At 36.4% G+C, this 25950-nt stretch carries 31 protein-coding genes and 1 other annotated feature; of the genes, 6 read left to right on the forward strand and 25 right to left on the reverse strand.

Annotated elements, in window-relative coordinates:
* Positions 1-34: 34 nt before the first annotated feature.
* The 18 genes from ssb to EK386_RS02375 all read right to left on the reverse strand — a co-directional run bounded on the left by ssb (position 35) and on the right by EK386_RS02375 (position 9075).
* Positions 35-586 (reverse strand): single-stranded DNA-binding protein, encoded by a 552-nt coding sequence (gene ssb, locus EK386_RS02290; protein WP_126657399.1) that lies wholly within the window; start codon positions 584-586, stop codon positions 35-37.
* Positions 579-782: a hypothetical protein gene (locus EK386_RS02295; RefSeq protein ID WP_126657400.1), complete on the reverse strand. Its 204-nt coding sequence runs from the start codon at positions 780-782 to the stop codon at positions 579-581. Before EK386_RS02295 ends, ssb begins: the two co-directional genes overlap by 8 nt.
* Positions 783-876: 94 nt before the next feature.
* Positions 877-1191: a hypothetical protein gene (locus tag EK386_RS02300; protein ID WP_126657401.1), complete on the reverse strand. Its 315-nt coding sequence runs from the start codon at positions 1189-1191 to the stop codon at positions 877-879.
* The gene (locus EK386_RS02305; protein WP_126657402.1) at positions 1188-1433 is read right to left on the reverse strand and encodes a hypothetical protein; all 246 of its coding nucleotides are present in this window, start codon (positions 1431-1433) and stop codon (positions 1188-1190) included. The genes EK386_RS02300 and EK386_RS02305 overlap by 4 nt, the downstream gene beginning before the upstream one ends.
* A gap of 1 nt (position 1434) precedes the next feature.
* A complete protein-coding gene (locus EK386_RS20160; protein ID WP_158674363.1) occupies positions 1435-1590 on the reverse strand; it encodes a hypothetical protein in 156 nt (51 codons plus the stop codon).
* A 171-nt stretch (positions 1591-1761) separates the two neighbouring features.
* Positions 1762-1950 (reverse strand): DUF6877 family protein, encoded by a 189-nt coding sequence (locus tag EK386_RS02315; RefSeq protein ID WP_126657404.1) that lies wholly within the window; start codon positions 1948-1950, stop codon positions 1762-1764.
* Positions 1951-1956: 6 nt separating this feature from the next.
* Positions 1957-2748: an ATP-binding protein gene (locus EK386_RS02320; RefSeq protein WP_246027558.1), complete on the reverse strand. Its 792-nt coding sequence runs from the start codon at positions 2746-2748 to the stop codon at positions 1957-1959.
* Positions 2741-3676: a phage replisome organizer N-terminal domain-containing protein gene (locus tag EK386_RS02325; RefSeq protein ID WP_126657405.1), complete on the reverse strand. Its 936-nt coding sequence runs from the start codon at positions 3674-3676 to the stop codon at positions 2741-2743. Before EK386_RS02325 ends, EK386_RS02320 begins: the two co-directional genes overlap by 8 nt.
* A gap of 55 nt (positions 3677-3731) precedes the next feature.
* Positions 3732-4160: a hypothetical protein gene (locus EK386_RS02330; protein WP_126657406.1), complete on the reverse strand. Its 429-nt coding sequence runs from the start codon at positions 4158-4160 to the stop codon at positions 3732-3734.
* A 44-nt stretch (positions 4161-4204) separates the two neighbouring features.
* Complete coding sequence (locus tag EK386_RS02335) at positions 4205-5014, reverse strand: PD-(D/E)XK nuclease-like domain-containing protein (RefSeq protein ID WP_246027559.1); 810 nt, start codon at positions 5012-5014, stop codon at positions 4205-4207.
* Positions 4962-5867, reverse strand: a complete 906-nt coding sequence (locus tag EK386_RS02340) for a hypothetical protein (RefSeq protein WP_126657407.1) — start codon at positions 5865-5867, stop codon at positions 4962-4964. The genes EK386_RS02335 and EK386_RS02340 overlap by 53 nt, the downstream gene beginning before the upstream one ends.
* A gap of 71 nt (positions 5868-5938) precedes the next feature.
* Complete coding sequence (locus EK386_RS02345) at positions 5939-6175, reverse strand: YqaI family protein (protein ID WP_126657408.1); 237 nt, start codon at positions 6173-6175, stop codon at positions 5939-5941.
* Positions 6165-6353: a hypothetical protein gene (locus EK386_RS02350; protein WP_126657409.1), complete on the reverse strand. Its 189-nt coding sequence runs from the start codon at positions 6351-6353 to the stop codon at positions 6165-6167. The genes EK386_RS02345 and EK386_RS02350 overlap by 11 nt, the downstream gene beginning before the upstream one ends.
* Positions 6354-6854: 501 nt before the next feature.
* Positions 6855-7091, reverse strand: a complete 237-nt coding sequence (locus tag EK386_RS02355) for a hypothetical protein (protein WP_126657410.1) — start codon at positions 7089-7091, stop codon at positions 6855-6857.
* Positions 7092-7104: 13 nt separating this feature from the next.
* Complete coding sequence (locus EK386_RS02360) at positions 7105-7605, reverse strand: helix-turn-helix domain-containing protein (protein ID WP_246027560.1); 501 nt, start codon at positions 7603-7605, stop codon at positions 7105-7107.
* A 174-nt stretch (positions 7606-7779) separates the two neighbouring features.
* Positions 7780-8088, reverse strand: coding sequence for a hypothetical protein (locus tag EK386_RS02365; RefSeq protein WP_126657411.1), 309 nt, complete (start codon positions 8086-8088; stop codon positions 7780-7782).
* A gap of 40 nt (positions 8089-8128) precedes the next feature.
* Positions 8129-8827, reverse strand: a complete 699-nt coding sequence (locus tag EK386_RS02370; protein WP_126657412.1) for a Rha family transcriptional regulator — start codon at positions 8825-8827, stop codon at positions 8129-8131.
* A gap of 11 nt (positions 8828-8838) precedes the next feature.
* Positions 8839-9075, reverse strand: coding sequence for a helix-turn-helix transcriptional regulator (locus EK386_RS02375; RefSeq protein ID WP_126657413.1), 237 nt, complete (start codon positions 9073-9075; stop codon positions 8839-8841).
* A gap of 127 nt (positions 9076-9202) precedes the next feature.
* On the opposite strand from EK386_RS02375, the gene EK386_RS02380 reads away from it, so the two are divergent.
* The 5 genes from EK386_RS02380 to EK386_RS02400 all read left to right on the forward strand — a co-directional run bounded on the left by EK386_RS02380 (position 9203) and on the right by EK386_RS02400 (position 13378).
* On the forward strand, positions 9203-9643 hold the full coding sequence (locus EK386_RS02380) for a helix-turn-helix domain-containing protein (protein WP_126657414.1): 441 nt from the start codon (positions 9203-9205) through the stop codon (positions 9641-9643).
* Complete coding sequence (locus EK386_RS02385) at positions 9618-10364, forward strand: ImmA/IrrE family metallo-endopeptidase (protein WP_126657415.1); 747 nt, start codon at positions 9618-9620, stop codon at positions 10362-10364. The genes EK386_RS02380 and EK386_RS02385 overlap by 26 nt, the downstream gene beginning before the upstream one ends.
* 62 nt (positions 10365-10426) lie before the next feature.
* The gene (locus EK386_RS02390; RefSeq protein ID WP_179965985.1) at positions 10427-11818 is read left to right on the forward strand and encodes an SNIPE associated domain-containing protein; all 1392 of its coding nucleotides are present in this window, start codon (positions 10427-10429) and stop codon (positions 11816-11818) included.
* 85 nt (positions 11819-11903) lie between these two features.
* Complete coding sequence (locus EK386_RS02395) at positions 11904-12119, forward strand: hypothetical protein (protein ID WP_126657416.1); 216 nt, start codon at positions 11904-11906, stop codon at positions 12117-12119.
* Positions 12120-12193: 74 nt separating this feature from the next.
* Positions 12194-13378, forward strand: a complete 1185-nt coding sequence (locus EK386_RS02400) for a tyrosine-type recombinase/integrase (RefSeq protein ID WP_126657417.1) — start codon at positions 12194-12196, stop codon at positions 13376-13378.
* A gap of 247 nt (positions 13379-13625) precedes the next feature.
* Here the strand turns inward: EK386_RS02400 and EK386_RS02405 are convergent, their stop codons facing one another.
* Both EK386_RS02405 and tyrS read right to left on the reverse strand, forming a co-directional pair.
* Positions 13626-14684, reverse strand: a complete 1059-nt coding sequence (locus EK386_RS02405) for an acyltransferase (protein ID WP_158674364.1) — start codon at positions 14682-14684, stop codon at positions 13626-13628.
* 150 nt (positions 14685-14834) lie between these two features.
* A complete protein-coding gene (gene tyrS, locus EK386_RS02410; RefSeq protein ID WP_126657419.1) occupies positions 14835-16103 on the reverse strand; it encodes a tyrosine--tRNA ligase in 1269 nt (422 codons plus the stop codon).
* Positions 16104-16191: 88 nt separating this feature from the next.
* Positions 16192-16391: a binding site (T-box leader), on the reverse strand.
* Between the two features lie 103 nt (positions 16392-16494).
* Here tyrS and EK386_RS02415 point away from each other — a divergent pair.
* A complete protein-coding gene (locus EK386_RS02415; RefSeq protein WP_126657420.1) occupies positions 16495-19410 on the forward strand; it encodes a transglycosylase domain-containing protein in 2916 nt (971 codons plus the stop codon).
* A 178-nt stretch (positions 19411-19588) separates the two neighbouring features.
* Here the strand turns inward: EK386_RS02415 and argD are convergent, their stop codons facing one another.
* The 5 genes from argD to acsA form a co-directional block, all read right to left on the reverse strand.
* The gene (gene argD, locus EK386_RS02420) at positions 19589-20737 is read right to left on the reverse strand and encodes an acetylornithine transaminase (protein ID WP_126657421.1); all 1149 of its coding nucleotides are present in this window, start codon (positions 20735-20737) and stop codon (positions 19589-19591) included.
* A complete protein-coding gene (argB, locus tag EK386_RS02425) occupies positions 20734-21513 on the reverse strand; it encodes an acetylglutamate kinase (protein WP_126657422.1) in 780 nt (259 codons plus the stop codon). The genes argD and argB overlap by 4 nt, the downstream gene beginning before the upstream one ends.
* Positions 21476-22702, reverse strand: coding sequence for a bifunctional ornithine acetyltransferase/N-acetylglutamate synthase (gene argJ, locus EK386_RS02430; RefSeq protein ID WP_281274239.1), 1227 nt, complete (start codon positions 22700-22702; stop codon positions 21476-21478). The genes argB and argJ overlap by 38 nt, the downstream gene beginning before the upstream one ends.
* Before the next feature lie 15 nt (positions 22703-22717).
* A complete protein-coding gene (gene argC, locus EK386_RS02435; RefSeq protein ID WP_179965986.1) occupies positions 22718-23752 on the reverse strand; it encodes an N-acetyl-gamma-glutamyl-phosphate reductase in 1035 nt (344 codons plus the stop codon).
* Positions 23753-23938: 186 nt separating this feature from the next.
* Positions 23939-25666 (reverse strand): acetate--CoA ligase, encoded by a 1728-nt coding sequence (gene acsA, locus EK386_RS02440; protein ID WP_370512008.1) that lies wholly within the window; start codon positions 25664-25666, stop codon positions 23939-23941.
* Positions 25667-25950 lie beyond the last annotated feature (284 nt).

Genomic DNA, 25950 nt, shown 5'->3' on the forward strand with positions numbered 1-25950 from the left:
TTACGCTCCTAAATTTTATTATTCAGACGGCAAGCTATCCCACTTGCCGGAAATTAAAAGGGAGATCATCTTCTTTCACTTCAATCGACCTACCATTTGCAAACGGATCTTCATCTACCCTCGAATAATTTTGTTGAGAATTGAACTGTCCTGAATTTCCATACTGTTGATTCTGACCGCCATATTGCCCTGTATTTGCGTTATTTGGTTGAGATTGATAATTTGTACTAGGTTGATAGTTTGGAGCTGAATTTGAGCTATCTGCGTTGTTTCTCGGCTCTAAAAATTGAATTGAGTCTGCGATAACATCAGTAGTAAAAATTCTTTTCCCATCTTGCCCCTCAAAGCTGCCTGTCTGAATACGACCTTCAACACCTATCAAATTCCCTTTCTTCTGAAAGTTTGCTAAGTTTTCCGCTTGTTTTCTCCAAGCAATACAGCCAATAAAGTCAGCTTCATTTTGACCTTCGTTTTTGAATGGTCTATTTACCGCTACTGTGAACCTTGTCATTGGAACTCCACTGGGTGTATATCGAAGTTCAGGATCTTTTGTAAGACGGCCGACTAATACGACACGATTAATCATCTTCTTCCTCCTCATAGATGCTAATTTCTAGGTCCATATCCGGATTTTCAACCTCCAACGTATCTGCAATGATTTCTTCTATTTGCGATACTGGTCGAAGCTGACCGTTGTAGTAGATTTCTTGTTCCTGAAACTCGCAAGCTATTAAAATCACTGAAACGATTAACAACACAATCAGTAATGCCACTTTCTTCACTTCTTCCTCATCCCTTCCCATTCGGCTGTAATTAATATAATTGCGCCCCATAACACGACTGCAGCACAGATAATGTTTAATGCTGCGTTCATTTTTAAACCACCTCACCACATATGCAACATTCTGTATGGGATGGCTCTTTTACATAATCTTCTCCAGCAATTGTTTTCCAAATCTCATCAGTGATTGGATGATGACATTTCCCGGATTCTATAAACTGCTTACGTCTTTCGCCTTTGCGTTCATTTTCATATTTGCAGCGAGGACACACCAAATATTCACAAGCGAATATTTCACCAAATTCTTTTAATACATTTCGTTCGATATAATAAATTTCACCTTTTACAAACGACTTATTGCAACATATACAAGTGCGGTTTAATCTTCTAGAGGCTACCTTACGTTTCACGAAGTCTCCCTCCAATCCCATTCCTCGATTTTTCTAAACTTTTTAGCTCTAAGTTCCTGATATTCCGGATGAGCTTTAGGAACAATCACCGTTACTACATGACCATCCTCTTTGCCTTGCATGGTCACAAACTTAGTAAACTGGTTAAAATCATTTTGTAGATTTTTAGTTATTTGGATTTTTGTTACTTTCTTTCGTTGCCTTGGGACGTCTAATGGAATACCATTTCTATTTGTTTGCACCTTAAGCACCTGCCTTTATACGAGCAATTGTTAAAGCATGCAACAAGTCACGATCTGATAAGTTTTGCACTGGTACCTTATTAACTTCTGTAATGCCAACTTGTTTTAGCTGCTCAATGTAAAACATGCGTTTAAAACTATGCTGAAAGTTTTTCATCCCTCTCACCCCATGCAATAAAATAATTGCAAGCTTCTTCTAGGTTGCTGAAATTCTTATGATGTTGTAGCTTGTTCATCCAGTTTGTAAATGCTTGTTTGTCCTGTTCGTTGCCGTACTTGTTGTAGTTGATTCCGTGGAGTGTAAGCATGTTTAGAATGAATTCCTCGTTCATTTGTTCACCTTCTTCTTTGCAATGCCCGCATGAATATTGTTTTCTAGGTACCGTAATTGTTGAGCTGCATAATATGGATCTTGGCAATCGCTTAACCGTCTATCGACATCTTGCAAGACTGGTAGGGGGAAATCATATTCCCCTACCAGGTCATTAATTTTTTGTGCTACTTCTTCCGATGTCATGTACATTCATCCCTTCAATCGATAATCGACGCCTTCTGTATCAACTACGTAATATTGTTCATCCTCACGCTTTTCTAATAATCTACTATTTGCTGCATACCCAATGCGATCCGCAAGAGTAGACTTGTCCTCATTGCTATTGAAAATTATCGGTTTACGTTTCTTGTAGCGCTCATTAATGATGTTGTAGTAAAGCCCTTCTTTCGCTTCTGTTGGCTTTGCTTTGCCAATGTCATCCCACACAAGCACATCAACCGATAATGCCGTATTTAGCATAGAGTTATACATTTCACCCTCATCGCTCATTCGTTTTGCGTTCATCATTTCGTCCATAAATGACACATCCGACACGACTAATACCGAGAATCCATTTTTGATAAGTTGCTTTGCTACCGCAATTTGTAAGTGAGTCTTTCCGATTCCAAAATTATTGTGCTTATACTTAATTTCAGTACGTTGGTCTGCTGGTAGTTGTCTCAATCGTTGTTCACCGATCGTTGCTATAAATCCGAAATTAGGGGCACCATCTTCATCTAACTGTTTCCGATTCTTAGGAAACGATTTTAAATATTCCATCGTCAACGCATACATGGCTTGTTGCATTTTTGTTTTTTGCTCATAGTTATCAAGCTTTGCATTTTTAAATTCTTCAGGAATCAATGCGTTTTTAAAGCGGCGTGCCCATGCATTTTTTTCACGGCACGAGCATGGTTTTTCGTACTCGTATTTAATGCCATTCTTTTCTTCGTAATGTGAAAATACAAACTCGGTACCACGGCATAAAGGGCATTTATCCACCCCAGGCTTGCTTGTCTCGTTCGAGTTGTCTGTAGAATTCATCGAGCGAGCTTGAAGTTTCTTCATGATTTTGTCGAACTGACTGTTTACCGTTTTGACTTCTTGCACCTTTTTTCACCTTCCAATCATCGTAGGTTTTGATATCATCTTCTGTACGCCAATTGTCTAGAATACCTAATGCGTACGAGAAAGTTTTACCTTTACCTTTAGCAGCTTTAATTGCTTCTAAAATCAAACTTGTTTCATAGAATTCAAGCGCTTCATCCATTTTTGATAAATCTTGAGGCTTTGGTTCTCGAATGAGGTTTCGAAACGTATCTTGTATTAATAAAAAATTCATATCAATGGATGGAGACTGACTAGACGACAGACAGACATTTTTTTTAATGTCTTTTTTGTCTTTGTCTATGTCTGTCTCTTTTTCTTTATCTATGTCTATGTCTAAATCTAAGTCTTTGTCTAAGTCTGTTTCGTCACGTGACGTCACGCTAACGTCATCATGTTTTTGAGGTTCTTCAGCAGGAGCTTGCAAAGCCCCTTGTTTCTTACGTTCGCGATATTTTTTATTACGCTCCGCATTTAGTTTTCTAACTCTCTCCATGCCATCGATGTTTTGATGTTTTTCCCAATTTGAAATATAAAATTGCTCATTTTCATCAATTTCAAGCATTCTATATCTCTGTAACACCTGGATTGCATACCTTACTTTTTCTAGCGGTCTATTAAAAATAATGGCCATTTCTTCGATGTTCATAGGAATATCTTCTGCGATCATGATATAACCATTACAATTCGCTTTCCCTGCATAAGTTAGTAATTTAATCCACACAATTAAAATCGTGTCACCCTCTGGCATTCGTTCGATTAGTTTAATTTTTTCATCATCAAACATATCTGTTTTTAGTTTGATCCAACTGATGCTAGCCATTGCCCGCCCTCCTCACTTACCTACTACGGCATATAAATCATCTTTGTAGCTTCATCTAACTACTAGATTCATTTAGCCAAACGCCACTTTTTTGTTGAGCTTTAAAACTGATTTCCCAAAACAACTCAGGTGGTAGTATTGAATGAGCTATATTTTCAAACGCTCGTTCATAAGAGTTATTTCTTAAAGTATTGAGTTCTTTTCGTAATTGTTTTAATTTAGAACGATTAATCATTAATTCATCATTGGCTTTTGTAAGTATGGCTGACAGTCGTTTTTCTCTGTTTTTCATTTGAATAACACTATTTCGCCATGCGCCAGTTAGAAGTGCGTCTGTTTTGCTTGCTTTTATTTTTTTACTCAAGACATTCTTTTCTTGTTTAAAACCATCAATTTCATTAATCAACTTTTGTATCTTCACTTCAACATCTTTAATCTCATGATTGAGAATAGATTCTCTATTTTTGAACTCCTTTAAATTCAATCCGCATCCTCCTATTGTCAAACAAATGGATTACTCCCCAACAGTTAATCTAGTAAAAACTCAATCTCAAACGTGCCCTTTAACACTTTTGTAGACCTACAATATTCGCATTTCTCACAACGATGAGGCTCCTTTTTGCCCTGTTTTGCCTCAATGATCGATGGGAGCATCTGTTGCACATATTCGCGCTCAAAATCAAAGCGTGAATGATCAAAATGTAAACCAGCTTTGTCCGGCGGATTTTCCTTCGTGACTGCTAAAATGTACGGCTCATAATAACGACCTGTGTTTTGATAGATAATTTCACGATACACCCACATTTGAAGTACATAATCGTAGGCTTGTACGAAAGAAACCCATGTACTATACTTCTCACTCCAATAGCGTTTACGTAGCTCCTGAGTGCTCTTTAAATCGCTGAAATAACACTTTTCATGATTGATATTATCGACCTTGATTTTCCAAGGGACGCCGAACAATTCACCCGTGTAAATGACCTCTTTTTCACCTTGTAAAGCAAACTGACAAAAACGATCATTTTTGATAGTTGTAATCATGTCATCAGCTTTTTCGAAATCTTTGTATTTCGCCCCTCTACTGCCAAAAATCCATTTATGGTTTTCCTCGACAAACCGATTAAATGCTTCGTCACTTTCAATTGCTGCATGCAAGTAGCTCCCCACTAATAAAGCAGTAGATTGAGGACGAGTAAACTCGCCCTTCAACTCAGCTATCATGCGCGCTTCACATTCCATTGCACTTTTAAATTGGGAAACGCTCATATAATGAATGTTTGATTCTCTAGAGTAATAGTTCTGGCTGTTCAGTTGGAACGTTGCCTGTTGGTGCTGCATCTAGCTTCACCTCCGCTTTCTGTTCCTGCTCTTTGAAGTCATTAGCCAATCCACTTGATTGTTGTTTAATATCTTCTTTCGGAAACCAATCCTCAACTTTAGACATTCCATCTTTCAAGCTATTGGCGATGTTTAAAAGTTCTACATAGTCATACTCACTGAAAGAATCAGCATTGTAACCGAATTTCATTTCGACCATTTCTTGTGTAACACGGTAGAGATCTTTGAAACCTTTTAACATATGTGCAATGCGATCTTTTAATGGACCTTTGCTATTACCTGCTAATGTTTCGGTACACTGTGCAATTGCTTTATCTACGATATCACCAGGGATAACACCTAGGATGCAAGAACGTAAACGGCGCGCTCCATCGTTTGCTACTTTTTCGTAGATATCACGTGGATCTGTAAGTTGTTTAAGAGAACCCTTTGCTTTGATTGAATGTTTAACTGTAAACACCTTCTCTTGTCTAACATTCGTTTCAAGGTCCCAACAGAAAGCTTTAGCCACCGATTCACCGTTTCTCTGTTCTAACTCTTGAATACCATATGATAAGTTGCCCCAGTTTTGAGCGATTGCCTCAGCTAAACGAATAGACGGCCCAGTTACTTTAGTTCCACCTTTCGGATAACTGTACATAGCTGTTTGAGCTAGTGCAGGACGCTTGCAAGTGTCTAAAATACGTTGCTCCGCTTGGAATACATTACGAGGGAACTGCTTCGCCATAAAAATTTGCCCTTTTACTTCTTCCATTTCACGGGAAGCGCTAGCCATCGCTAGTGCCCCTCCGTTATTTTGAAATGATGGTTGTCCAACTTGTGGGTTATTAAATTGTTCAGTTAATCCATACATTGAAATTTCTCCTCCTATGCGCTATAATTGCGCTAAATATAATTGTTTTGACCACTGTTGCGAGCAGTGGTTTATTTTTTCACCCTGCATTCCGCTTTTAGATAATCTTCAAAATACCGCGGTAAGTTATCCATGTGGACCACGTGTTCACCAAATACGTAGTAATCATCGTTCGATGCAATGAATGATTCAAAAATGTCATATGTTGGATTTTCAAAATCATTTTTATCGCATGTATCGATAACTACTAATCTTGGTCTTGAATAATGTTCAATGCGACCTAGCACCATTGGATTTTCAACTTGCATTTCTACCCCTTCTTTCCTTTAATAAGAATTCACCGTAATGTTTGCCGATGTAATCCCAGTAACGAACGCCATCTTTAACCGCAACCATTGTGTAGATTGATCCAGTAAATTCACTGATTACTTCAAAGTTTGGAAAACGTTGTTCGATTTCCATTGAATCCATTTGAATACTTTTCACCTTTCTCACCACCTTCCCGACGGAATCCCATCAAGCAGCTCATAATCGCCAGAACATCGATTAGGGAGGAAATTGATATTATGAACTGCTTGACGAGAGCGAGACTGGCTCGCAATCGTTTAGTAATAATTTGATAATTACCAGCTACATTTTGGTTAAAAATCTAACATTTAATATCGAAATCGTAATCTTCGTAATTGTTGATATTAGCTAAATAAATATGAACCTCTGATTGATAACACTGAATACGTTTCTTCCAAAATCCATTTCCATCCGTACCCCATACATACAAAGTGCCGAACATTCCAACGCTTCCTTTCCTCACGATTTATGGTATAATCGTGTTAATCGATTTTATTTGTCTAGCCGTTAATCATTCGCACTGATTAGCGGTTTTTTTATGCGAAAATTACGATTGATACAAGAACAGTAACGGTTGCATAAAACCCGTAGAACCACGCTTTGTCTGTCCAGTGCGCTTCCTCTCCTAAGAAGTAATCATCAAACTTTTTCAGCATATCGCCTCGCCTCTCTTTCAAATTTCACCGCGATTGAATACAACTGTTTTTGCCTATGCAAATGCTGAACTCGTTTGATCGACTTATGTATGTCTTGGTGTTTTGTAGCAGCAAGTTCAAAGCGGTTTTCTTGCACATGCATAACAAACTCTTTTGTTAAGTCCTCGATGCACGCTTTTTCTTTCCATATTTCGTTGTTCAATGATGTTAAAATGCCCATAATCTATATCTCCCTAAATCGTTGTGTACCCTGCACTCGCCAGTTCTTTGTAGTGCTTGTCCCACAACCCTGTATAACTTATTTTTGTTTCTGTACATATCACCGCTATAAAATGATCTAGTGCGGTTATTGCCTCTGCTGCTTCGAGTAACATTTCTTCAACGTGCTGGAAATCGAATAATTTAAGCGGGTTGGCCAACCTGATCTTTGCTATTGCTTCTAATGCTTCTTGTAATTCCTCAATCGTTTTTTCCTTCACGCTGGACCGATGTAAATCTACATTCGGACCATCCAACCACCTCGGACCTGTACCCGTGTACTCATTTCGAACTGTTATCGCGAACTTGGGATTGTCGTATTCCTTAGTAATTTTTCTGCTTATATCCTGCGGCACATGCGATCTACCTGTTTCATACTTGGAGACGGTTTCTCTCACCACCCCCATTTCAAAAGCGAATTGTTGCTGCGTTTGTTCTCCCCTTAGTTCTTTTAAAACTGCTCCAACTTGAGTCACTTTTCTCACCCTTTCCATTAATTTCAAGTCACATTTCATTAAGAAGTTGACTTGTATAAGACCACTAGAAACTTCTAGCAAAGTTATAATAGATTTATAGAGGTAATGCCCGACCTCTTAACTTAATGAATGGTACTTCTCTTTGCCCGTACATCTGCCCAATGTATTTTTTAGTTAGTACCATTCATCAACAATTTCTTTGAGTGCTTGTACACTGCCCTCATATATCCAGTAGCGTTTTCCTTTACCACGTCTACGTTCAAAAACTTTCATGCGATGATCTTGGAGAACGTGTTTATCTAAATAAGATGGCTCCATACATGTGAGCTCGGACATTCTATCGATGTCCCAATAAAGAAGAGTTGTTCTTGTAGCCTCGTTAATAAGCTCCTCGATTTGCTTCTCAAACTTTTCTTTTGTGATTCCTGCTTTTTCAAGAAGCATTTGAATGACTAAGCTTTCACTAGGTTGTTGCGAAATCATAAAAGCCCTCCTTACCTAGAGGCTGTTGATACAGCCTTCCTCATTTAACTAATTTCAGTTGTGCTTGACGGTTACATGTATCGATCTCCATCATCATCGTTGTATCTGGTCGCCACATTGCAATAAAACGCACACCTTCATCAAAATCTTTCTTAGCCAGTTCCATTGACCGTGGTAATAAAAAGTGGCGTTTAAAATCGCCCCATAACTTAGCAAAAACTTTTTTACCCATTTTGTTATATGCAGCAGAGTCGTACCCGCCAAGGACTTCAAAAACTTTCGCTTTGCCTTGTTCTTTTAATGCCAGTTCTTGCTTTCCATCGATACGCATCGAATCTTTTAGAAAATCTATATCATTTCTAATTGATCTAATTTCTTGGTAATTTTTCAAAGATGTTTGTAACGCTAGTTCGACTGGATCTTGTGGTAAGTTGTTTTGTTCAGTTATTTGAACTTCCATCTCGTTAAATCGTTCGATGTACTTAACGGCAAATTGTGTACCCTTCTCACCAGTCATACGAGTGCCGTATAATTCACAACCTTTCTTTGTTAATAAGAAGCAAGGTAACTCTTTGTTTTGAGTATTTGTGTAACTAGATTCGATGAAATAGGACTCCACAAAAGTGTGGTCACCTAGTTGATCGATGATATTTCGGATATCGCGCATCACTTGGTCGTGACGACGTTCAACCATTTCCGCTACTTCTACACTCGAAATATTTCTTGGTAATCGATTCATGATAAAGCCTCCTATGCAATTTTATTTTCATTTTGTAAACCTTGTATAACATCATTGGTAAAAAAAATATCGTAAGGATCACTTCGTAATTCCTTCGCTATCTTTAGAGCAAGTGTCACGGATGGTTCTTGACCATGCAATTCTATATTTGTAATTGTTTGACGAGAAGTTTCAGTTCTCCTTGCCAACTCTGATATTGGCATACCTATTTCTTTACGAATTTCTCTCAAATTATTTTTGTAAGTCATGTATAACACCTCCTTGTAAATATAGTAATACAAGAGTAACAACATTGTCAACAATGATTTACATTCTATTTATTTATATTTTTTTATCTATAATGTAAAGTATGTATTACAGGTGGTGATAGAATAAATGGAGACATTAGGAGAATTCATTAAACAACTAAGAGGAAAAGAATCCCTACGTGACGCTAGTAAACGAATAGGGATAAGTCATACTTATTTAGATACAATTGAAAAAGGATATGACAAACGCTCTGGTAAAAATGTCAATCCAACACCCGAAACCTTAAAACTTATTTCAAATGCTTATAATTGTAGTTACGAAGAACTGATGAGAATCGCTGGTTATTTGGATAATGGTAACGTCATTGAAATAGATGTTGCAGGTGAAAAAATTTCTCTTACACCTGAAGAGTTCGAAGTGCTTAACCAATTAAAAAAACACGCAATTGCTTTTGAAAACCTAAAAAGCAATCCAGAAAAGAAAGTAAAGCAAATGGTTAAATCTTGGAAAACAATGCAGGAAGCTTTAAAAGAAATCGACGATGACGATTCAGATTATTTGGAGTGATTCAATGGTATTAGGGGATTTTATGGCTAGAAAAAGGATTGATCCTTTTGAAAAAATGAGCAAGGATATATTAAGTAATATTGAATACAATGTCCCTTCCGAAATCGATATTTACCAATTATGTCGTTTATACGGAATGAAAGTTAACTATAGTCTAATACCAGAAGATATAAATTACACTATACCTCACAAGAAGGGGCGCAGAGGAGTTATTAATTTATGTGTCCGCGAAACAGAACAAGAAGAAAGAGAATCCCTTACTCATGAATTTTCGCACTTATACATCCATCAAATAAGTCAACTCTCTCAATCTTCTTTAATGATTGATAAAATGGAAAGTCAAGCTTTCAAACTTGCTTCAAATATACTTATGCCCTCGAAAGAATTATTAAATATAGAGGTATTTCCGGATTTAAATACTACATACATCATCGCTGAAGATATTGCTGATTATTTTAATGTTACTAAAGAGTTTGCTTATAAAAGATTAGTATATTTTAACGAGAATTATAAGTTCAATAAAAATGAGCCATTTAGAAGAATTCCAAAAGAAGTTAAGGCGTTCGATCCCGATATTATGTACAACTTATTTGATACACCATTTATCGGACAAAACAAACCTATATTTAAATCGCAAATTAGATCCATTAAAGAAGACGTTGTTAATGATACAAATAAAATTGTATTTCTATTTGATAAAACTAAATTGGAACTTAGATAGAATTATATAATTTGCCTGTAGAGTTAGTTGAATTAAAGTTTAATAAAAAACGGAGGATACATATGAAAAAATTATCTTGGTATCTTAGCGCTTGGTTTATTGCTTTATTAGTTTTTATATCACAATTCTATTTCCCTTTAATCATCATACCCTTAGTTCTAATTTTCTTGCATATTAAAAAAGTTAAAGAACTCTCTTTGAATGCTCTACAGTTAAATAATTTAAAAAGCAACGGCTTCGACGAGTCTATTGAGTTAAGTGATTTAATAGCAAATCAAAAAGACGAATTATTAAAACTAGAAAACACTTTAGCTAACCAGAAGAATGAAATACAAGCCAAAGAAAATGAAATAAAAAAATTAAAGGATCAGTACATCGAACAAGAAGAGTTAGTATTAATGCAAGATTTCGGTTTTTATAATCCTAAATATGATTTAGAAAGTTCTGAAGCATACAAAAATCGTTTAGAAGATTTAAGAAGAAGACAAAAAGAAATGGTTAAAAGCAAAGTTGCAACAACTTTTAATCATAATTGGACAGTTAACGGAAGTAAATCTGAAGGTAAAAAAATGGTCACTGATGCCGTTAATTTAGCTATCCGTTCATTTAATAATGAATGTGATGCCACGATTTCAAAAGTAACAGTTGCTAATATAAGCTCGTCAGAAAAGCGAATCATAAAGGCATTTGAAACCATTAACAAATTAAACAGAGTGACAAGTACTGAAATCAAAAAAGCCTATCTTGATTTAAAGATTGAGGAATTATATTTAGCTTTAGAATATGCTCAAAAACTTGAAACTGAAAAAGAAGAGCAACGCCAAATTAGAGAACAAATGCGTGAAGAAGAAAAAGTAAGACGTGAAATTGAGAAATTAAAGGAAAAAGTGGAAAAAGAAGAAAAACACTTTACTCAAGCAATTTCAAAATTAGAAGAACAAAAAACGAATGCTACCGGAGATCAATTAGCAGAATTAGAAGCTAAAATTTTTGAATTACAAAATAAATTAAATGAAGTATTAGAACAAAAAGAAGATGTTTTAAATCGTGAGAGAAATACTCGTGCTGGATACGTATACGTTATCTCAAATATCGGATCGTTTGGTGAAGATGTTTATAAAATTGGTATGACTAGACGTCTAGAACCTATGGACCGCGTTAAGGAACTTGGTGACGCATCAGTACCATTTAAATTTGATGTTCACGCAATGATCTTTAGCGAAGATGCACCGACACTTGAGAATATCCTTCACAAAACTTTTACAAATAATCGCATGAACCTTATTAACGATCGCAAAGAGTTCTTCCGAGTACCATTGCAAGAAATTAAACGAGTGATTGAAGATAATCATGATAAAACAGTCGAATTTACTCTTACAGCACTTGCTGAAGAGTATCGCGAATCTAGGTCCCTAAGGGAAAAAAGTTTAGAACAAGAAAATATTCCCGTGTAAACAACTAAAAACCATTCTGTTTCCATGAATGGTTTTTGTTTAACTGTTAAAAGAACGTACATTCCTATTTTAAGAGGTAAAAATGATGAAAGAGAAGTTATTTGTAAAATTAAGCCTTGTTACCTCAGCTTGCCAGGATGAGGACGGGAACCATTTAGCTATTCCATTAATAGATACTATTAAATTCGTAGATAACGATCTTTATGCAGAAGTAATTAGTTTTCACGATGATTTTGGAATGAAGGTTGATGAAATAACTACAAATTTAATTCTTGATAAAATATACGCTCACATTAATTAATCTTTGAAGGGAGTGATGCAAAAATAATCTCTCAGCCCCGTACATCTGCCCATGAACGAATTGAGGGATTACTAATGGTAAAAAGAATAAAACCTAAGATGAATAAATGCAAAAAGGATAAAGAATTATACTGGTACCTGAACGCCGAAGGTGAAAAACGTTGGTCCTTTAGACATCGTTACTATGATCTCTTTAATAAACGTAAGGAGAAAAGTGAACAAGGTTTCACCAGTGAAGCAACTGCTTATCGTGCTTTGTGTGAAGTTCGAGCAAAATTAGCGACTGGAAACAGTATTGAAGTTGAACACGACAAAATGACGGTTGGCCAATGGTTGAACATTTGGTACGAAACACATGAATGCGATTGGGAAATCACAACTCAAACGCAACGCAAAAATATTATTAAGTACCAAATCGAACCGTTGATTGGTAAGTTAAGACTTTCTACTTTAGATAAGGAGACGTATAAACGCAAATTTATTAATCCCCTTTTAAAGGATTATAAACCATCAACGGTACGCCTATTCCATCGTGTATTTAAGGTTGCAATTAATGCAGCAGTAGATGCAGAAATTTTAACACGTAATCGATTTACGAAAATCAAAATAGCGGATGAGGAACGTGAGTTGCCGAATGTATTGAGCATTGAGCAATTGAACCGATTTTTAGAAGCTGCTAAAAACGATGAACCTTTTACATCTCAACTTATCATTAACACATTAGCCTTTACTGGGATACGCCGCGGTGAAGCTCTCGCTTTAAAGTGGAAAAATATCGATACGGATAAACTAACAATTACAATAGAAGCAACTCGTGATCGAAAAGGTTTTCGTACACCCAAAACATTGAATAGTTATCGTACAATCGATATCGACGGAAATTTAGCAGAACTATTCAAAAAGTACCGCACCTGGTGTGTAGAAACATACCTATCGTTTGGTAAACGTTTTAAAGATGAAGAATTTAAGGATCTATTCATCTTTATTTCGTATCAAACTGCCGAACCATATATGGACAATAGTTTGTTTTATTCTTTCAAACGGTTATCTGATAAAATTGGCTTTACTGTAAAACCTCATACCCTACGGCACACTCATGCTTCTATTTTACTTTCAAGTGGTGCTGATGTTGCCGTTGTTGCTGATCGATTAGGTAACACTCCAAAAGTTATTTGGGAAACATATGCACATGTCATTTCTGAGAGCAAAAGTAAAACGGTGGATCAGTTCATTTCTGCTCTAAAAGTGGCGGAAAAATAGTGTTTTGGGGGAGGATTTGGGGGAACATCGTTCTGAAAGTCTATCAAACTATTGATATATCTAAGGTTTAGGAATTGTAGAACATTTCTCTCGTTAATCTTCGTTTCTTGCAAAACAAACCCCCAAAAACCTTAAATCAAGGTTTTGGGGGTTTTTTATTACCTCTTTGGATTATTACTATAAAAAACCTTCCACAAAGATTCTATGGAAGGAACAGGAAACTATTTCCCTAAAAGGATATTATTGATTAAGGAACAATATTTTTTATATAAGGTATTTTCTTTAATACTTTAACCGCCACAATACTAATGACTAAAACAATGAGTGTTACAAGCGGAACTCTGATTAAAGGATTGAACACTTCACTAAAGATATGCAGATTGAATCTATTCAAACAGTACATGACGAATGGATGGACAAGATATATTCCAAAACTTGTACTGCTAACAGCTAAAATCATTTTTGTTCCATAATTTTTTGGATTAGGAGCCCATTTTACATTTTTAATTGCTAAAAAGATGGCCATCGAAATTAACAAGACAAATGGGTTTGTGTAATCATAAAGATAAACATCTAATTGACCGTTATTTTTGCTCGTAAGATAGTATGTCCCGATCGGAATGATTAACGCACTCACTACTGCTCCGAAGTAAATCGCCTTTTGTGCTACTTTACTAAAACTAAACGTATGAAGATAGTAACCTAATATAAAGTACCCGATAAAACCTCCAAGTGGTTTAATTGTGAAAAAGTTATTCACACGAAGGGAAGTAAACTTTTCAATTAAATCGATTAAACTAACACTAATAAAAATAATAAGCAAAAGATATAAAATCTTATCCTGATTTGAATTTAAAATAATATTCTTTAATAATGGCGTAATTGCATATAACGCAATGATCATATACATAAACCACATATGATAATACATAGGACCTTCAATAAATCCACGAATAATATACTTAACCGTTAAACTATCCAAGTTTACACTAGCTGATAAAATCAAATAGAATAAGCCCCAAACAAAAAATGGAATTAACATTTTTAAGCCCTTTTTCTTCAAAAACATTCCAATTGGTTCTTGTTTGGCTGGATTCAATAACAAGGCGCCACTAATCATCACGAATACCGGCACACTCCATCTTGCTAAAGAATCAAAAATATTTTGAATCCACCAATACTTAATATTTGTTGTTGTAAAACTAACTAAAGTTTCTGATGCCGAAATATGAATGATAATAACAGCAATAATAGAAATTGCCCTTAATATCTCTATGTAGAATATTCTACCCTTACCTTTTACCAAGTAATAATCCTCCAGTTTTCTTCTAGCGTTTACATATTAAATTTACCATTATAAATATAGTATAAAAGGTTAATAAATTAAACATAATTATTACCTACATAAAAAATGACCTATAAAGTAAACGTCTACTTTACAGGTCATTTTTTTTTATTAGTTAAATTTCACCATATGATATTTTTTCTTACCACGACGAATGATCGCAAATGCATCATCTAAACGATCTTTTGCATCCACTGTATAGTCAAGCTCCGTCACTTTTTCACCATTTATAGAAATTGCACCATTTGTCACATCTTCACGAGCTTGACGTTTAGAAGATGAAATTCCTGCTTCAACAATCAAATCCACAATGTTTTGATCTTCTTTCGCAAGTTCAACTGATGGTACTCCTGCAAATGCAACTTTCATCTCATCTACAGAAAGAGCTTTTAAGTCACCTGAGAAAAGAGCTGCCGTAATACGCTCCGCTTGTTGTAATCCCGCTTCTCCATGAATCAATTTTGTCATCTCAGAAGCTAATGTTTTTTGTGCTTTACGAAGATGTGGTTCTTCCTGAACAGCTACTTCTAATGCCTCAATTTCTTCACGCGTTAGGAAAGTAAAGATTTTTAAATATTTAATGACATCTGCATCCGCAGTATTTACCCAAAATTGATAGAATTCGTATGGTGATGTTTTTACTGCATCTAACCAAACCGCACCGCCAGCAGTTTTTCCAAATTTCGTACCGTCTGCTTTTGTTACTAACGGAATTGTAATACCGAAAGCTTTTGTTTCCTCATCGTGTGTTTTACGAATAATCTCAAGACCTGTTGTAATATTCCCCCATTGATCCGATCCCCCTACTTGGATACGCACATTGTGGTGATCATATAAATGGTTAAAATCTAAGCCTTGTAAAATCGTGTAAGCAAATTCAGTAAACGAAATACCTGTTTCAAGGCGAGATGCAATTGTATCTTTTGCTAGTAAGTAGTTTACGTTTACAAGTTTCCCGTAATCACGTAAAAAATCGATGACACTCATTTCCCCTACCCAATCGTAGTTATTCACTAGAATTGCGCCAGTTTCCCCTTCACCAAAGTCAAAGATTCGTTCCATTTGTGCTTTTAGACCAGCAACATTTTGATTAATTTGCTCTGCATTAAGTAAATTACGCTCTGATGAACGACCAGATGGATCTCCAATCATCCCAGTAGCTCCACCAACTAAAAGAACTGGACGGTGCCCCGCTTGTTGAAAACGTCGCAACGTTAATAGCGGTACAATATGCCCGATATGCATCGAGTCTGCAGTAGGGTCCACGCCAACGTATAAAGATACACTTTCTTCGTTTAATAATTTTTCCATTCCTTCAGCATCTGTTTGTTGATATAACAAACCACGCCATTGTAAATCTTCTATTAGTGCATTAGTCATTGAAAAATCCTCCTATTATAAAAATATTAAAATTTGCATACAAGGCCGATTTTTTGCATAAAAAAGTCCCTGCATACAAATAAATGCATGCAGGGACGTTAATGATTAACGCGGTACCACCCAGCTTGAAGAGTATACAAATACCCTTCCACTCGTTTAACGTCTATCGTGACGAACGTTCAAGCTCCAAGAACGTAATTCGTGTTTCACTATGACTAGCTTGCACCAACCGCTAGCTCTCTAAACAGGGAATGAAAAACACTACTTCAATCTTTTCAACACTCGAAAAACTATAATGATTATTGTACTTGAACTAATTTCAATGTCAATAAATATATTCGTACAAGAGAGAAATATGCTATAATAGACGAGATTTTAGGAGGTCGATTAAGTGAGAGAAAGGTTAGAGCAATTAAAGCAACGAATCGTACACTTTAATGAAAAAATAGAAAAATTAGCCTCTTCAGAACGTTATAGTAAACTACGAATTACTGGTAGTGTGCTATGGAATCTAACGCTAGTTTTTTTAATATTTATAGTTACATCCTTAGTGTTTGTAGGAGCTATCGGTGCAGGTTATTTCGCTTCTCTTGTGAGAGAAGATCCTCTAGCATCAAAAGAAGCAATGAGAGAACAAATTTATAGCTATGAAGAAACCAGTGAGATTTACTTCGCCAATAATATCTATATTGGGAAGCTTCGAACAGACTTGGAGCGACGAGAAACTTCACTTGATGCTGTATCTCCCATTCTTTTAGATGCTGTACTCGCTACAGAAGATGAATATTTCCGTGAGCATAATGGAATTGTTCCAAAAGCGGTTTTACGTGGGCTGTTACAAGACTTTACAAACTCTTCCACTCAAACAGGTGGTTCGACATTAACACAACAATTAATTAAGAATCAAATTTTGACGAATGAAGTGTCTTATGAGCGTAAAGCAAGAGAAATACTTCTCGCATTGCGTCTAGAGAAATTCATGACGAAGGAAGAAATATTAGAAGCCTATTTAAATATTATTCCTTATGGTCGAAATGCATCGGGTAAAAATATTGCCGGTGTTGAAACTGCATCACAAGGGATTTTCGGTAAATCGGCTGCAGATTTAAATTTATCGCAAGCTGCCTATATTGCAGGGATTCCACAAGCGCCCTTTGCACATACACCTTTTACTAATAAGGGTGTGTTAAAAGATCAAGACGGATTACAACCAGGAATTGACCGAATGAAAACTGTCTTAGGTAGAATGTTAGAAGTAGGATACATATCGGAAGCCGAGTATAATGAAGCAGTAACCTATGACATTACAAAGGATTTCCGCCAACCAGAAGAATTGGCTACTGATAATTATCCATGGCTAACTTTTGAGCTAGAATACCGCGCAAAAGAAATTATTGCAGGAATTTTAGCGGAAAAAGACGGAATTGATAAAGAACGCTTAACAGAAGAAGAAAACTTAAAAGAAAAATATATGATTTTAGCAGATCGTAACGTTCGTTCAGGTGGCTATCGCATTTATTCCACAATTGATAAAGAAATGTATGAAGCAATGCAACAAGCCGCTAAAAACTTCCAATACTATGGACATACATTTAAAGGGACCGAAATTGACCCTGAAACAAAAGAAGAAAAAGAAGTTGATTTACCTGTTCAAGTCGGTAGTATCGTCATTGAAAATACAACAGGGAAAATTTTAAGTTTTGTCGGTGGTAGAGACTTTGCCTTAAAACAAGTGAACCACGCTACACAAGCTTACCGTCCAAATGGTTCAACGATGAAACCGTTACTAGCATATGGACCCGCTGTAGAATATGGTGTCATCGGTGCAGGTAGCCCAGTTGTCGATGTGAAATTTAGACGTAGTTTTGATGGGTATAGCCCTTCCAATTATATTGAAAGTGAAGAAAGAGGACTAATGCCTGCACGTGAAGCGTTAGCCCATTCTCAAAACTTAACTGCTTTACGATTATATGATTCGATATTAGACAGACGACCTGCTACTTTTTTAGAAAAGATGGGCTTCTCTAAATTAGCTGAAGGAGATTATGTCAATTTAGCAACATCCATTGGTGGTTTAACAAATGGAACAACTGTTGAAGAAAACACAAATGCGTTTGCAACCTTTGCAAACGGTGGTCAATTTATCGATGCTTACATGATTGAAAAAATTGTCGACTTAGACGGCAATATAGTATATGAACATACACCTGAACCAGTAGAAGTATTTTCAAAAGAAACAGCCTATATCGTAACAGATATGCTGAGAGATGTTTTAGATTATGGAACGGGTACAAGAGCAAAAAGTTCACTTAAATTCTCATCAGACTTTGCAGCTAAAACGGGTACAACTCAAGATTACAAAGACGTTTGGCTTGTAGGGTATAACCCTAATGTTACGTTAGGTGTATGGATGGGATACGACAAACCTAGAACACTTTACCAATTTAACAATACGTACTATCAACCAAGTACACGTGTTAACATGTTATGGGCGAACCTTATGAATTCCATTTATGATGTGGATCCTGAACTAATCGGTACAAAGGAACAATTTAAACGACCTGAAAATGTCATCAATGCTTCATTTTGTGGAATCTCAGGACTTGCACCATCAGCAGCTTGTTCAAATGCCGGATATGTACGTTCAGACTTATTCAATCGAAATGTGTTTGTCCCTTCTCAACCGGATGATAGTTTAATTACTTCTTCATCTGTTTTGATCGATGGAAAAGCATATCAAGCATTAAGTTCTACTCCAAGTGAATTTATAACGGCGGGTGGAATTGGTCTAAAAGCTGAATTTGCTAAACAGATGTTAGGTAGATTAGGTGGGGATGCTTCGAAATTATTAAATTCAAGCAAAGTCATTTCCTCTACAGCTTTCAATGCAGATGGAAGCCCGCCACAAGCAGTTGCAGCATCCGTTGAAGGCAATGCAATCACTTGGTCAAAATCCGGATCTAACGATGTAATCGGCTATCGTGTATACGACATTTCGAATGGTCGTTCACTAATTGCCACAATAAGAGATGGAGCTAGTCGCCAAATTTCATTACCTCCTGCTGGTATCTTTACGGTAGTTGCCGTAGATATTACTGGTCTGGAATCTGCTCATTCTAATACGATATCTGGAAATACAGTTATTCCGACTGAACCTGAAGTACCAACTGATGGCGATCCTCAAAACGGGAATGATGGTACAAACGGGAATCCAAACGGTGGTAATAATGGAAATGGCAACAACGGGAATGGTAGTGAAAATCCACCAATCAACCCAATTCCATTACCAAATGAAAATCAACAGTAACTAAGAAAAGCGAAGAACGCCCTTTTAGCTCCGAACACAACTGGAGGGACTGAAAAGAGGACGCTCTTTGTCCTCGTAGGCAGTACCGAAGTTGTCGAGGAGCTAGCGTTCGCAGCTAGACACTATTCTAACGCTAAAAACTTATACTTTCTTATTCAGTAAAAAAAGAGCGGTCTCATTAAGAGACTGCTCTTTCTTTTACTAATATTTTGTTCAATATCTCAACAGCTTCGTCGATTTCTTCATTTGTTACAGTTAATGGTGGTAATAATCGAAGAACTTGAGGACCTGCTGCCACTAAAAGTAATCCTTCTTCTTCCGCTTTTGCAACAAGCGACGCAACCTCTGTTCCACAATCAATACCAAGCAGTAAACCTTTACCTCGAATAGTAAATTGATCAGCTGGTAACACTTCGCTTAGCTTTTCGACTAAGTACGCTGACTTTTCATTTACTTCATCTAAAAATGTTTGTTGGAAAACTAGATCAATGACGGTTTGCGCTACGGCTACCCCTAATGGATTGCCTCCAAATGTTGTACCGTGGGAACCAGGACCAAATGTTTCATACAATTCAGAAGTTGCAAGAATCCCTGCAATCGGGAATCCTCCACCAAGTCCTTTTGCCATTGTCACAATATTGGGTTTTAAAGGAGTTTGTTCGAATGCAAAGCGAGTACCAGTACGGCCAATGCCCGTTTGTACTTCATCAATTATTAATAAAATGCCTTTTTGGTCACAAATATCTTGAATAGCATTAGCAAACTCGTCTGTTACACCATTCACTCCACCTTCACCTTGAATGACCTCTAGCATAATCGCTGCAACAGAATCATCAATTGCATTGTTTAGGGCTTCCACATCATTAAATGGTAAATACGTAAACTTATCTACTAATGGACCGAATCCTTGGTGAATTTTTTCCTGTCCTGTCGCTGACATTGCCCCAAATGTACGTCCATGGAATGAATTTACAAAAGTAATAATATGGTGTTTTCCTGTATGTTTACGTGCTAGTTTAATTGCTGCTTCATTTGCTTCTGCACCACTGTTACAAAATAATGCATGGGCTAAATGATTATCTTGAATTAAACTTTCAGCTAACTTTACCTGACCAGGGCTTTCGAAAAGATTACTTGTATGCCAAATCTTTTCACTTTGCTCTTTAATTGTTTCAACTAAAGCAGGATGGCTATGTCCAAGAGCACAAACCGCGATTCCACTTGTAAAATCTAAATATCTTTTGCCATTACTATCTTTTACAATTGTACCTTTACCTTCAATAATGCTTATTGGTCTTCTTGCGTAGTTATTAAAAAGTGCGTTCATTTGACTAACTCCTTAGATAAAATAGTTGTTCCAGATAAACGATCATCTACAATTTGCACAGAAGGAATCCCAGCATTTAGGACTTGTAAAGCACCTTGTACTTTTGGAATCATGCCGCCATAAATATGCTCTTCTTCAATCCATTGATGAATTAATTCTTCTGTCGCTTGCGCCTGATATTCCCCTTCAATACGAATACCCGAAACATCTGTTACGAGTAGTAGACTTTCTGCTCCTACAGCTAAAGCTACTTCACTTGCAACCGTATCGCCATTAATATTTAATGCCTGTCCATCTTCTGTAGCTCCGATACAAGCAATTACTGGAACAATATTATTTTCAGTTAATAGATGAATAAGGTCTGTATTCACCTTTTTAATTTTCCCAACGTATCCATACGTATGTTGATCTAAAAATTCACTTTGAAGCAACTGTCCATCAAAGCCATTTAAGCCGATTGCCGCAATTCCAGCTTCATTTAATTCATGAACAAGAGCAGGATTCACCTTGCCGATTAATGTTGATTGAACGATACTTATTGCTTCCTCACTTGTAACGCGTATACCATTAATAGTACTTGATGTTACATTTTGTTTTTCAAGTTCTCGATTTATAGCAGGTCCTCCACCATGCGTAATGATGATGTCGTACCCTTGTTGTTGTAAGTTTTTAAAATTGGAAAAAAAGGCTTTATTCAAGCCTTCTAATGTGCTGCCACCAAGTTTAATGACAATTTTTTTAGCTGCGGTAGGATGCATTGATTTGAACGTAGTCATAAGTTAAATCACACCCCCATGCTAATCCGTGTCCTTCACCTTGACCTAGTGACACATCAATTTTTACTTCGTTCGCTTTTAATATTTTAATTAGTTCGTCCTCTGAGAAACGAACTGGCTCCCCGTTTTCAACCATTAGAGCATTTCCAATTTTAATTGTAATTTTTTCTGGATCCACCGTTGCACCGCTATAACCAACTGCTGCAATAATACGTCCCCAGTTTGCGTCACAACCGAAAACAGCTGTTTTTACTAATGGTGAACCTACAACTGTTTTTGCAATTTTACGTGCTTCTTCATCAGAAACAGCTCCATTTACTTCTACTTCGATTAATTTTGTCGCACCTTCACCATCTCTTGCAATTGCTTTCGCTAAGTCTTCAGCAACTGCTTGTAATGTGCTAAAGAAGTTAAACCATTCTGGATGTGCAGGAGTTAATGTTTCGTTTCCAGCTAAGCCATTTGCCATGACAATCACAGTATCATTTGTTGAAGTATCACCATCTACTGTAATGGCATTAAATGTTAAGTCTGTAATTTCTGATAATGCCTTTTGCAATACATCTGATTCAATGTTTGCATCAGTTGTAATGAATCCAAGCATCGTCGCCATGTTTGGTTCAATCATACCTGAACCTTTAGCAGTACCAGAGATGATTACTTCTTTGCCATCGATAATCGTACTGTACGTTGTATTTTTCATAACCGTATCTGTTGTTAAAATCGCTTGGGCAAAGTCAATCCCATCTTCAAGTGCGTTTCCAAGATTTAATTGAGTTACACCCGTGCGAATTGGCTCCATTTTGATAATTTCACCAATAACTCCTGTTGACGCAACGCCTACTAAAGATGGATCGATATCAAATTTAGCAGCTGCTAATTGTTGCATTTCATAAGCATCGGCAATCCCTTGTTTCCCTGTACATGCATTGGCATTTCCAGAGTTTACAATAATCGCTTGCATTTTACCCGTATTGTAAACGACTTCTTTTGTTACTTTTAATGGAGCCGCTTGAATTGCATTTGTTGTAAAAACACCCGCTACACTCGCAGGAACTTCACTTTTTAAAATTGCTAAATCTTTCTTTTTATGCTTAATACCACAATGGATTCCTGCAGCTGAAAATCCTTTAGGTGATACTATGTTTTTACTTGATAATTTTCTTAATTCATAGATTATGTTTGACACGGTTCCTTTTCCCCCTTAAATAAATAACGGTACTACGTCAAGTCCCATAGTTTCTGGTAGATTAAATTGTACGTTCATGTTTTGGATTGCTTGTCCCGCTGCACCTTTTACGAGATTATCGATGACACCCACAATGGTTGCACGATTTGTTCGTTCATCTAGTTTTATGCAAATATCACAGAAATTAGAACCTTTTACTCGATTTGTTCCTAAAGAATTCACATTTTCTACCACACGTACAAATGGGTGGTTTTTATATGTTTCTTTTAAACAATTATATAATTGTTCCTCTGTTACACCTGGTGTTACTGGTGCATAAGATGTAGCTAAAATTCCTCGAGTCATAGGTACTAGATGTGTATTAAATGTTATCGTTGTTTTGGCATCTGCGAACATTGCAATCGCCTGTTCGATTTCAGGAATATGTTGATGTTCATTCATTTTATAGATTGAGAAGTTTTCATTCATTTCGCTATAGTGTGTCGTTTGTGAAGGCTTATTTCCTGCTCCAGAAACACCACTTTTCGCATCAATAATTAAAAATTGCGGATCAATTAAACGTTCCTTGATTAAAGGTAAAATCGAAAGTAATACTGCTGTAGGATAACAACCTGGATTAGCAATTATTTTTGCGTTCTTTATATTTTTTGCATTCCATTCCGTTAATCCATAAACGCTCATATTTACAATTTCTTCTGGTGCTGGATCTTTTTTGTACCATTTTTCATACTCACTTAAATCTTTAATGCGATAATCACCAGATAAATCGATTAACTTCGGTCCAACCCCTACTAAAGGTGGAAGTAATTTACTTGTTACCCCAGATGGAGTACTTGTAAACACGACATCAAAATTTGATAGCGTTTCAGTATCAATTTTCTTTAACGCTGTGTCATGAATCGATAATAAATGGCCAAATTTTGAAGAAAAGATTGCGCCTTCATCCGAGGATGTAAATAAATCCAGTTTCTCTACTTCTGGATGGTTATGCAAAAAACGAATTAATTCTAGTCCACCATATCCAGTTGCCCCTATTATTCCAACTTTCAATTCCTTCACCCCTAAAATAAGATAACGCTAGTATAAGACTGCATAAATATTTAGTCAACTGTATTTTTATATAATTTTAAGATTTTTACAAAATATTAATAGAAAACTGAAATGTGCTAAAAAAGGATGCTCAATCGATTTAGCAATTGAACACCCCCTTTTTCTACTGAGCTATATATTAAGCTTTTAGTCTTCCATTGTTGATAAATCACCCGTTGGTAAATTTAATTCCCACGCTTTTAATACGCGTCTCATAATTTTACCGCTTCGTGTTTTTGGAAGTTTATCTTTAAATTCAATTTCACGTGGAGCTGCGTGTGCTGCTAGACCTGTTTTTACAAAGTTCCGAATATCTTCAGCTAGTGCGTCACTTGGTCCTACACCTTCTCGAAGCGCAACAAATGCTTTAATGATTTCACCGCGCACAGGATCTGGTTTCCCAATAACCCCTGCTTCAACAACATCTGGATGCTCAAGAAGTTTACTTTCAACTTCGAATGGTCCTACACGTTCCCCTGCCGTCATGATTACATCATCTACTCGACCTTGGAACCAGAAGTATCCATCCTCATCCATATATGCTGAGTCTCCTGATACATACCATTCACCTTTTAAGAAGTAAGATTCATAGCGTGCAGGATTGCCCCAGATTTGACGCATCATCGCTGGCCAGCCTCGACGGATTGCTAAGTTCCCCATTGTATACGGAGGCACTTCATTTCCTTCATCATCAACAATTGTCGCATAAACGCCTGGTACAGGTTTCCCCATTGAACCCGGTTTAATCTCCATTGTTGGATAGTTACAAATCATATGACCGCCTGTTTCCGTCATCCACCATGTATCATGGATTCTATAGCCAAGTTCATCCATTCCCCAACGGATTACTTCTGGATTTAACGGTTCACCTACTGATAGTACATGGCGTAAAGTAGAAAGGTCAAACTGTTCTAAACTGCCTGAACCCGCACCCATCAACATACGGAACGCTGTTGGTGCACTATACCAAACTGTTACACCATATTTTTCAATAGCGCCATACCAGCTTTGCGGACTAAAGCGACCGCCCACAATTAAGTTTGTTACACCATTTAACCAAGGACCAAATATACCGTATGCTGTACCTGTCACCCAACCTGGATCTGCAGTACACCAAAATACATCATCCTCTTTTAAATCTAGTACCCATCTTGTAGTTTGGTATTGTTGAATCATGGCATTATGAACATGTAAAACACCTTTTGGAGCACCAGTAGAACCTGATGTATAATGCAGTAGCATGCCATCTTCACGGTCTACCCATTCAATCTCGAACTTATTAGATGCCACTTTTAATTGTTTATTAAAATCAATAATTTTATCTGTTTCTTCAATATTTTCGCCAACTAAGAAAATTTTCTCTAGTTTTGGTAACTTGTCGACTGGCACACGACTTAGTAAACTTGGAGTCGTTACTAAAACCTTTGCTTCGCTATCTGAAAGGCGATCATAAACTGCCCCTTCCATAAAGGCTTCGAACAAAGGACCAACAATGACACCCATTTTAATTGCTCCTAATAGAGCAAAATAAAGTTCAGGTGAGCGTGGCATAAAAATAAATAAGCGATCGCCTTTTTCTAGACTTGTATTTTGTTTAAAGACGTTTGCAGCTCGATTTGTTTTGCGTTTCATGTCGAAAAATGAATACGTCTCTTTTCGTTCGCCATCATCAAAATAAAGTGCGACTTTATTTTTGAGACTTGATTCTGCATGACGATCAATCGCTTCATATGCGGCATTTACTTTCCCCGTAGTATACCAACTAAAAGCTTTTTCCGTCTCTTCCCAACTAAATGTAGCAACTGTTTCATCATAACTCTTTAAATGATGATCCCCGGTAACAACTGCTAATTTCTCTGCAATTTTCATCCCCATAAAAATTACCCCCTTCAATCAAATAAGACTCGGTGTTATACAACAAGAAAAATTGTATGTTATTAATTTACATTTATTAATCCAATTTTTCAACCGAGACTTTAACTATAAACTTGTCATACAACAGTTTATAATTAAAACATATATACATTCTACAATAATCAAAACATTTTAAATATAAATTTTTTAATATTTTAAAAATTAACATAATTGTCGCAAAAAAGAGCTTTTTTTTACATAAAATATAATATAATGGAATTATTATATAACAGTGGAGCGATAAA

The organism is Lysinibacillus antri (assembly GCF_003977595.1).
GTDB classification, from domain to species: domain Bacteria; phylum Bacillota; class Bacilli; order Bacillales_A; family Planococcaceae; genus Ureibacillus; species Ureibacillus antri.

Coding starts and splice junctions, on each gene's coding strand:
- ssb (WP_126657399.1), bottom strand. CDS start 586: ATGATTAATCGTGTCGTATTAGTCGGCCGTCTTACAAAAGATCCTGAA.
- EK386_RS20160 (WP_158674363.1), bottom strand. CDS start 1,590: ATGAAAAACTTTCAGCATAGTTTTAAACGCATGTTTTACATTGAGCAG.
- EK386_RS02315 (WP_126657404.1), bottom strand. CDS start 1,950: ATGACATCGGAAGAAGTAGCACAAAAAATTAATGACCTGGTAGGGGAA.
- EK386_RS02325 (WP_126657405.1), bottom strand. CDS start 3,676: ATGGCTAGCATCAGTTGGATCAAACTAAAAACAGATATGTTTGATGAT.
- EK386_RS02335 (WP_246027559.1), bottom strand. CDS start 5,014: ATGCAGCACCAACAGGCAACGTTCCAACTGAACAGCCAGAACTATTAC.
- EK386_RS02340 (WP_126657407.1), bottom strand. CDS start 5,867: ATGTATGGATTAACTGAACAATTTAATAACCCACAAGTTGGACAACCA.
- EK386_RS02345 (WP_126657408.1), bottom strand. CDS start 6,175: ATGCAAGTTGAAAATCCAATGGTGCTAGGTCGCATTGAACATTATTCA.
- EK386_RS02355 (WP_126657410.1), bottom strand. CDS start 7,091: ATGGGCATTTTAACATCATTGAACAACGAAATATGGAAAGAAAAAGCG.
- EK386_RS02365 (WP_126657411.1), bottom strand. CDS start 8,088: ATGATTTCGCAACAACCTAGTGAAAGCTTAGTCATTCAAATGCTTCTT.
- EK386_RS02370 (WP_126657412.1), bottom strand. CDS start 8,827: ATGAATCGATTACCAAGAAATATTTCGAGTGTAGAAGTAGCGGAAATG.
- EK386_RS02375 (WP_126657413.1), bottom strand. CDS start 9,075: ATGACTTACAAAAATAATTTGAGAGAAATTCGTAAAGAAATAGGTATG.
- EK386_RS02380 (WP_126657414.1), top strand. CDS start 9,203: ATGGAGACATTAGGAGAATTCATTAAACAACTAAGAGGAAAAGAATCC.
- EK386_RS02385 (WP_126657415.1), top strand. CDS start 9,618: ATGACGATTCAGATTATTTGGAGTGATTCAATGGTATTAGGGGATTTT.
- EK386_RS02390 (WP_179965985.1), top strand. CDS start 10,427: ATGAAAAAATTATCTTGGTATCTTAGCGCTTGGTTTATTGCTTTATTA.
- EK386_RS02395 (WP_126657416.1), top strand. CDS start 11,904: ATGAAAGAGAAGTTATTTGTAAAATTAAGCCTTGTTACCTCAGCTTGC.
- EK386_RS02400 (WP_126657417.1), top strand. CDS start 12,194: ATGGTAAAAAGAATAAAACCTAAGATGAATAAATGCAAAAAGGATAAA.
- tyrS (WP_126657419.1), bottom strand. CDS start 16,103: ATGACTAATGCACTAATAGAAGATTTACAATGGCGTGGTTTGTTATAT.
- argD (WP_126657421.1), bottom strand. CDS start 20,737: ATGAACGCACTTTTTAATAACTACGCAAGAAGACCAATAAGCATTATT.
- argB (WP_126657422.1), bottom strand. CDS start 21,513: ATGACTACGTTCAAATCAATGCATCCTACCGCAGCTAAAAAAATTGTC.
- acsA (WP_370512008.1), bottom strand. CDS start 25,666: ATGGGGATGAAAATTGCAGAGAAATTAGCAGTTGTTACCGGGGATCAT.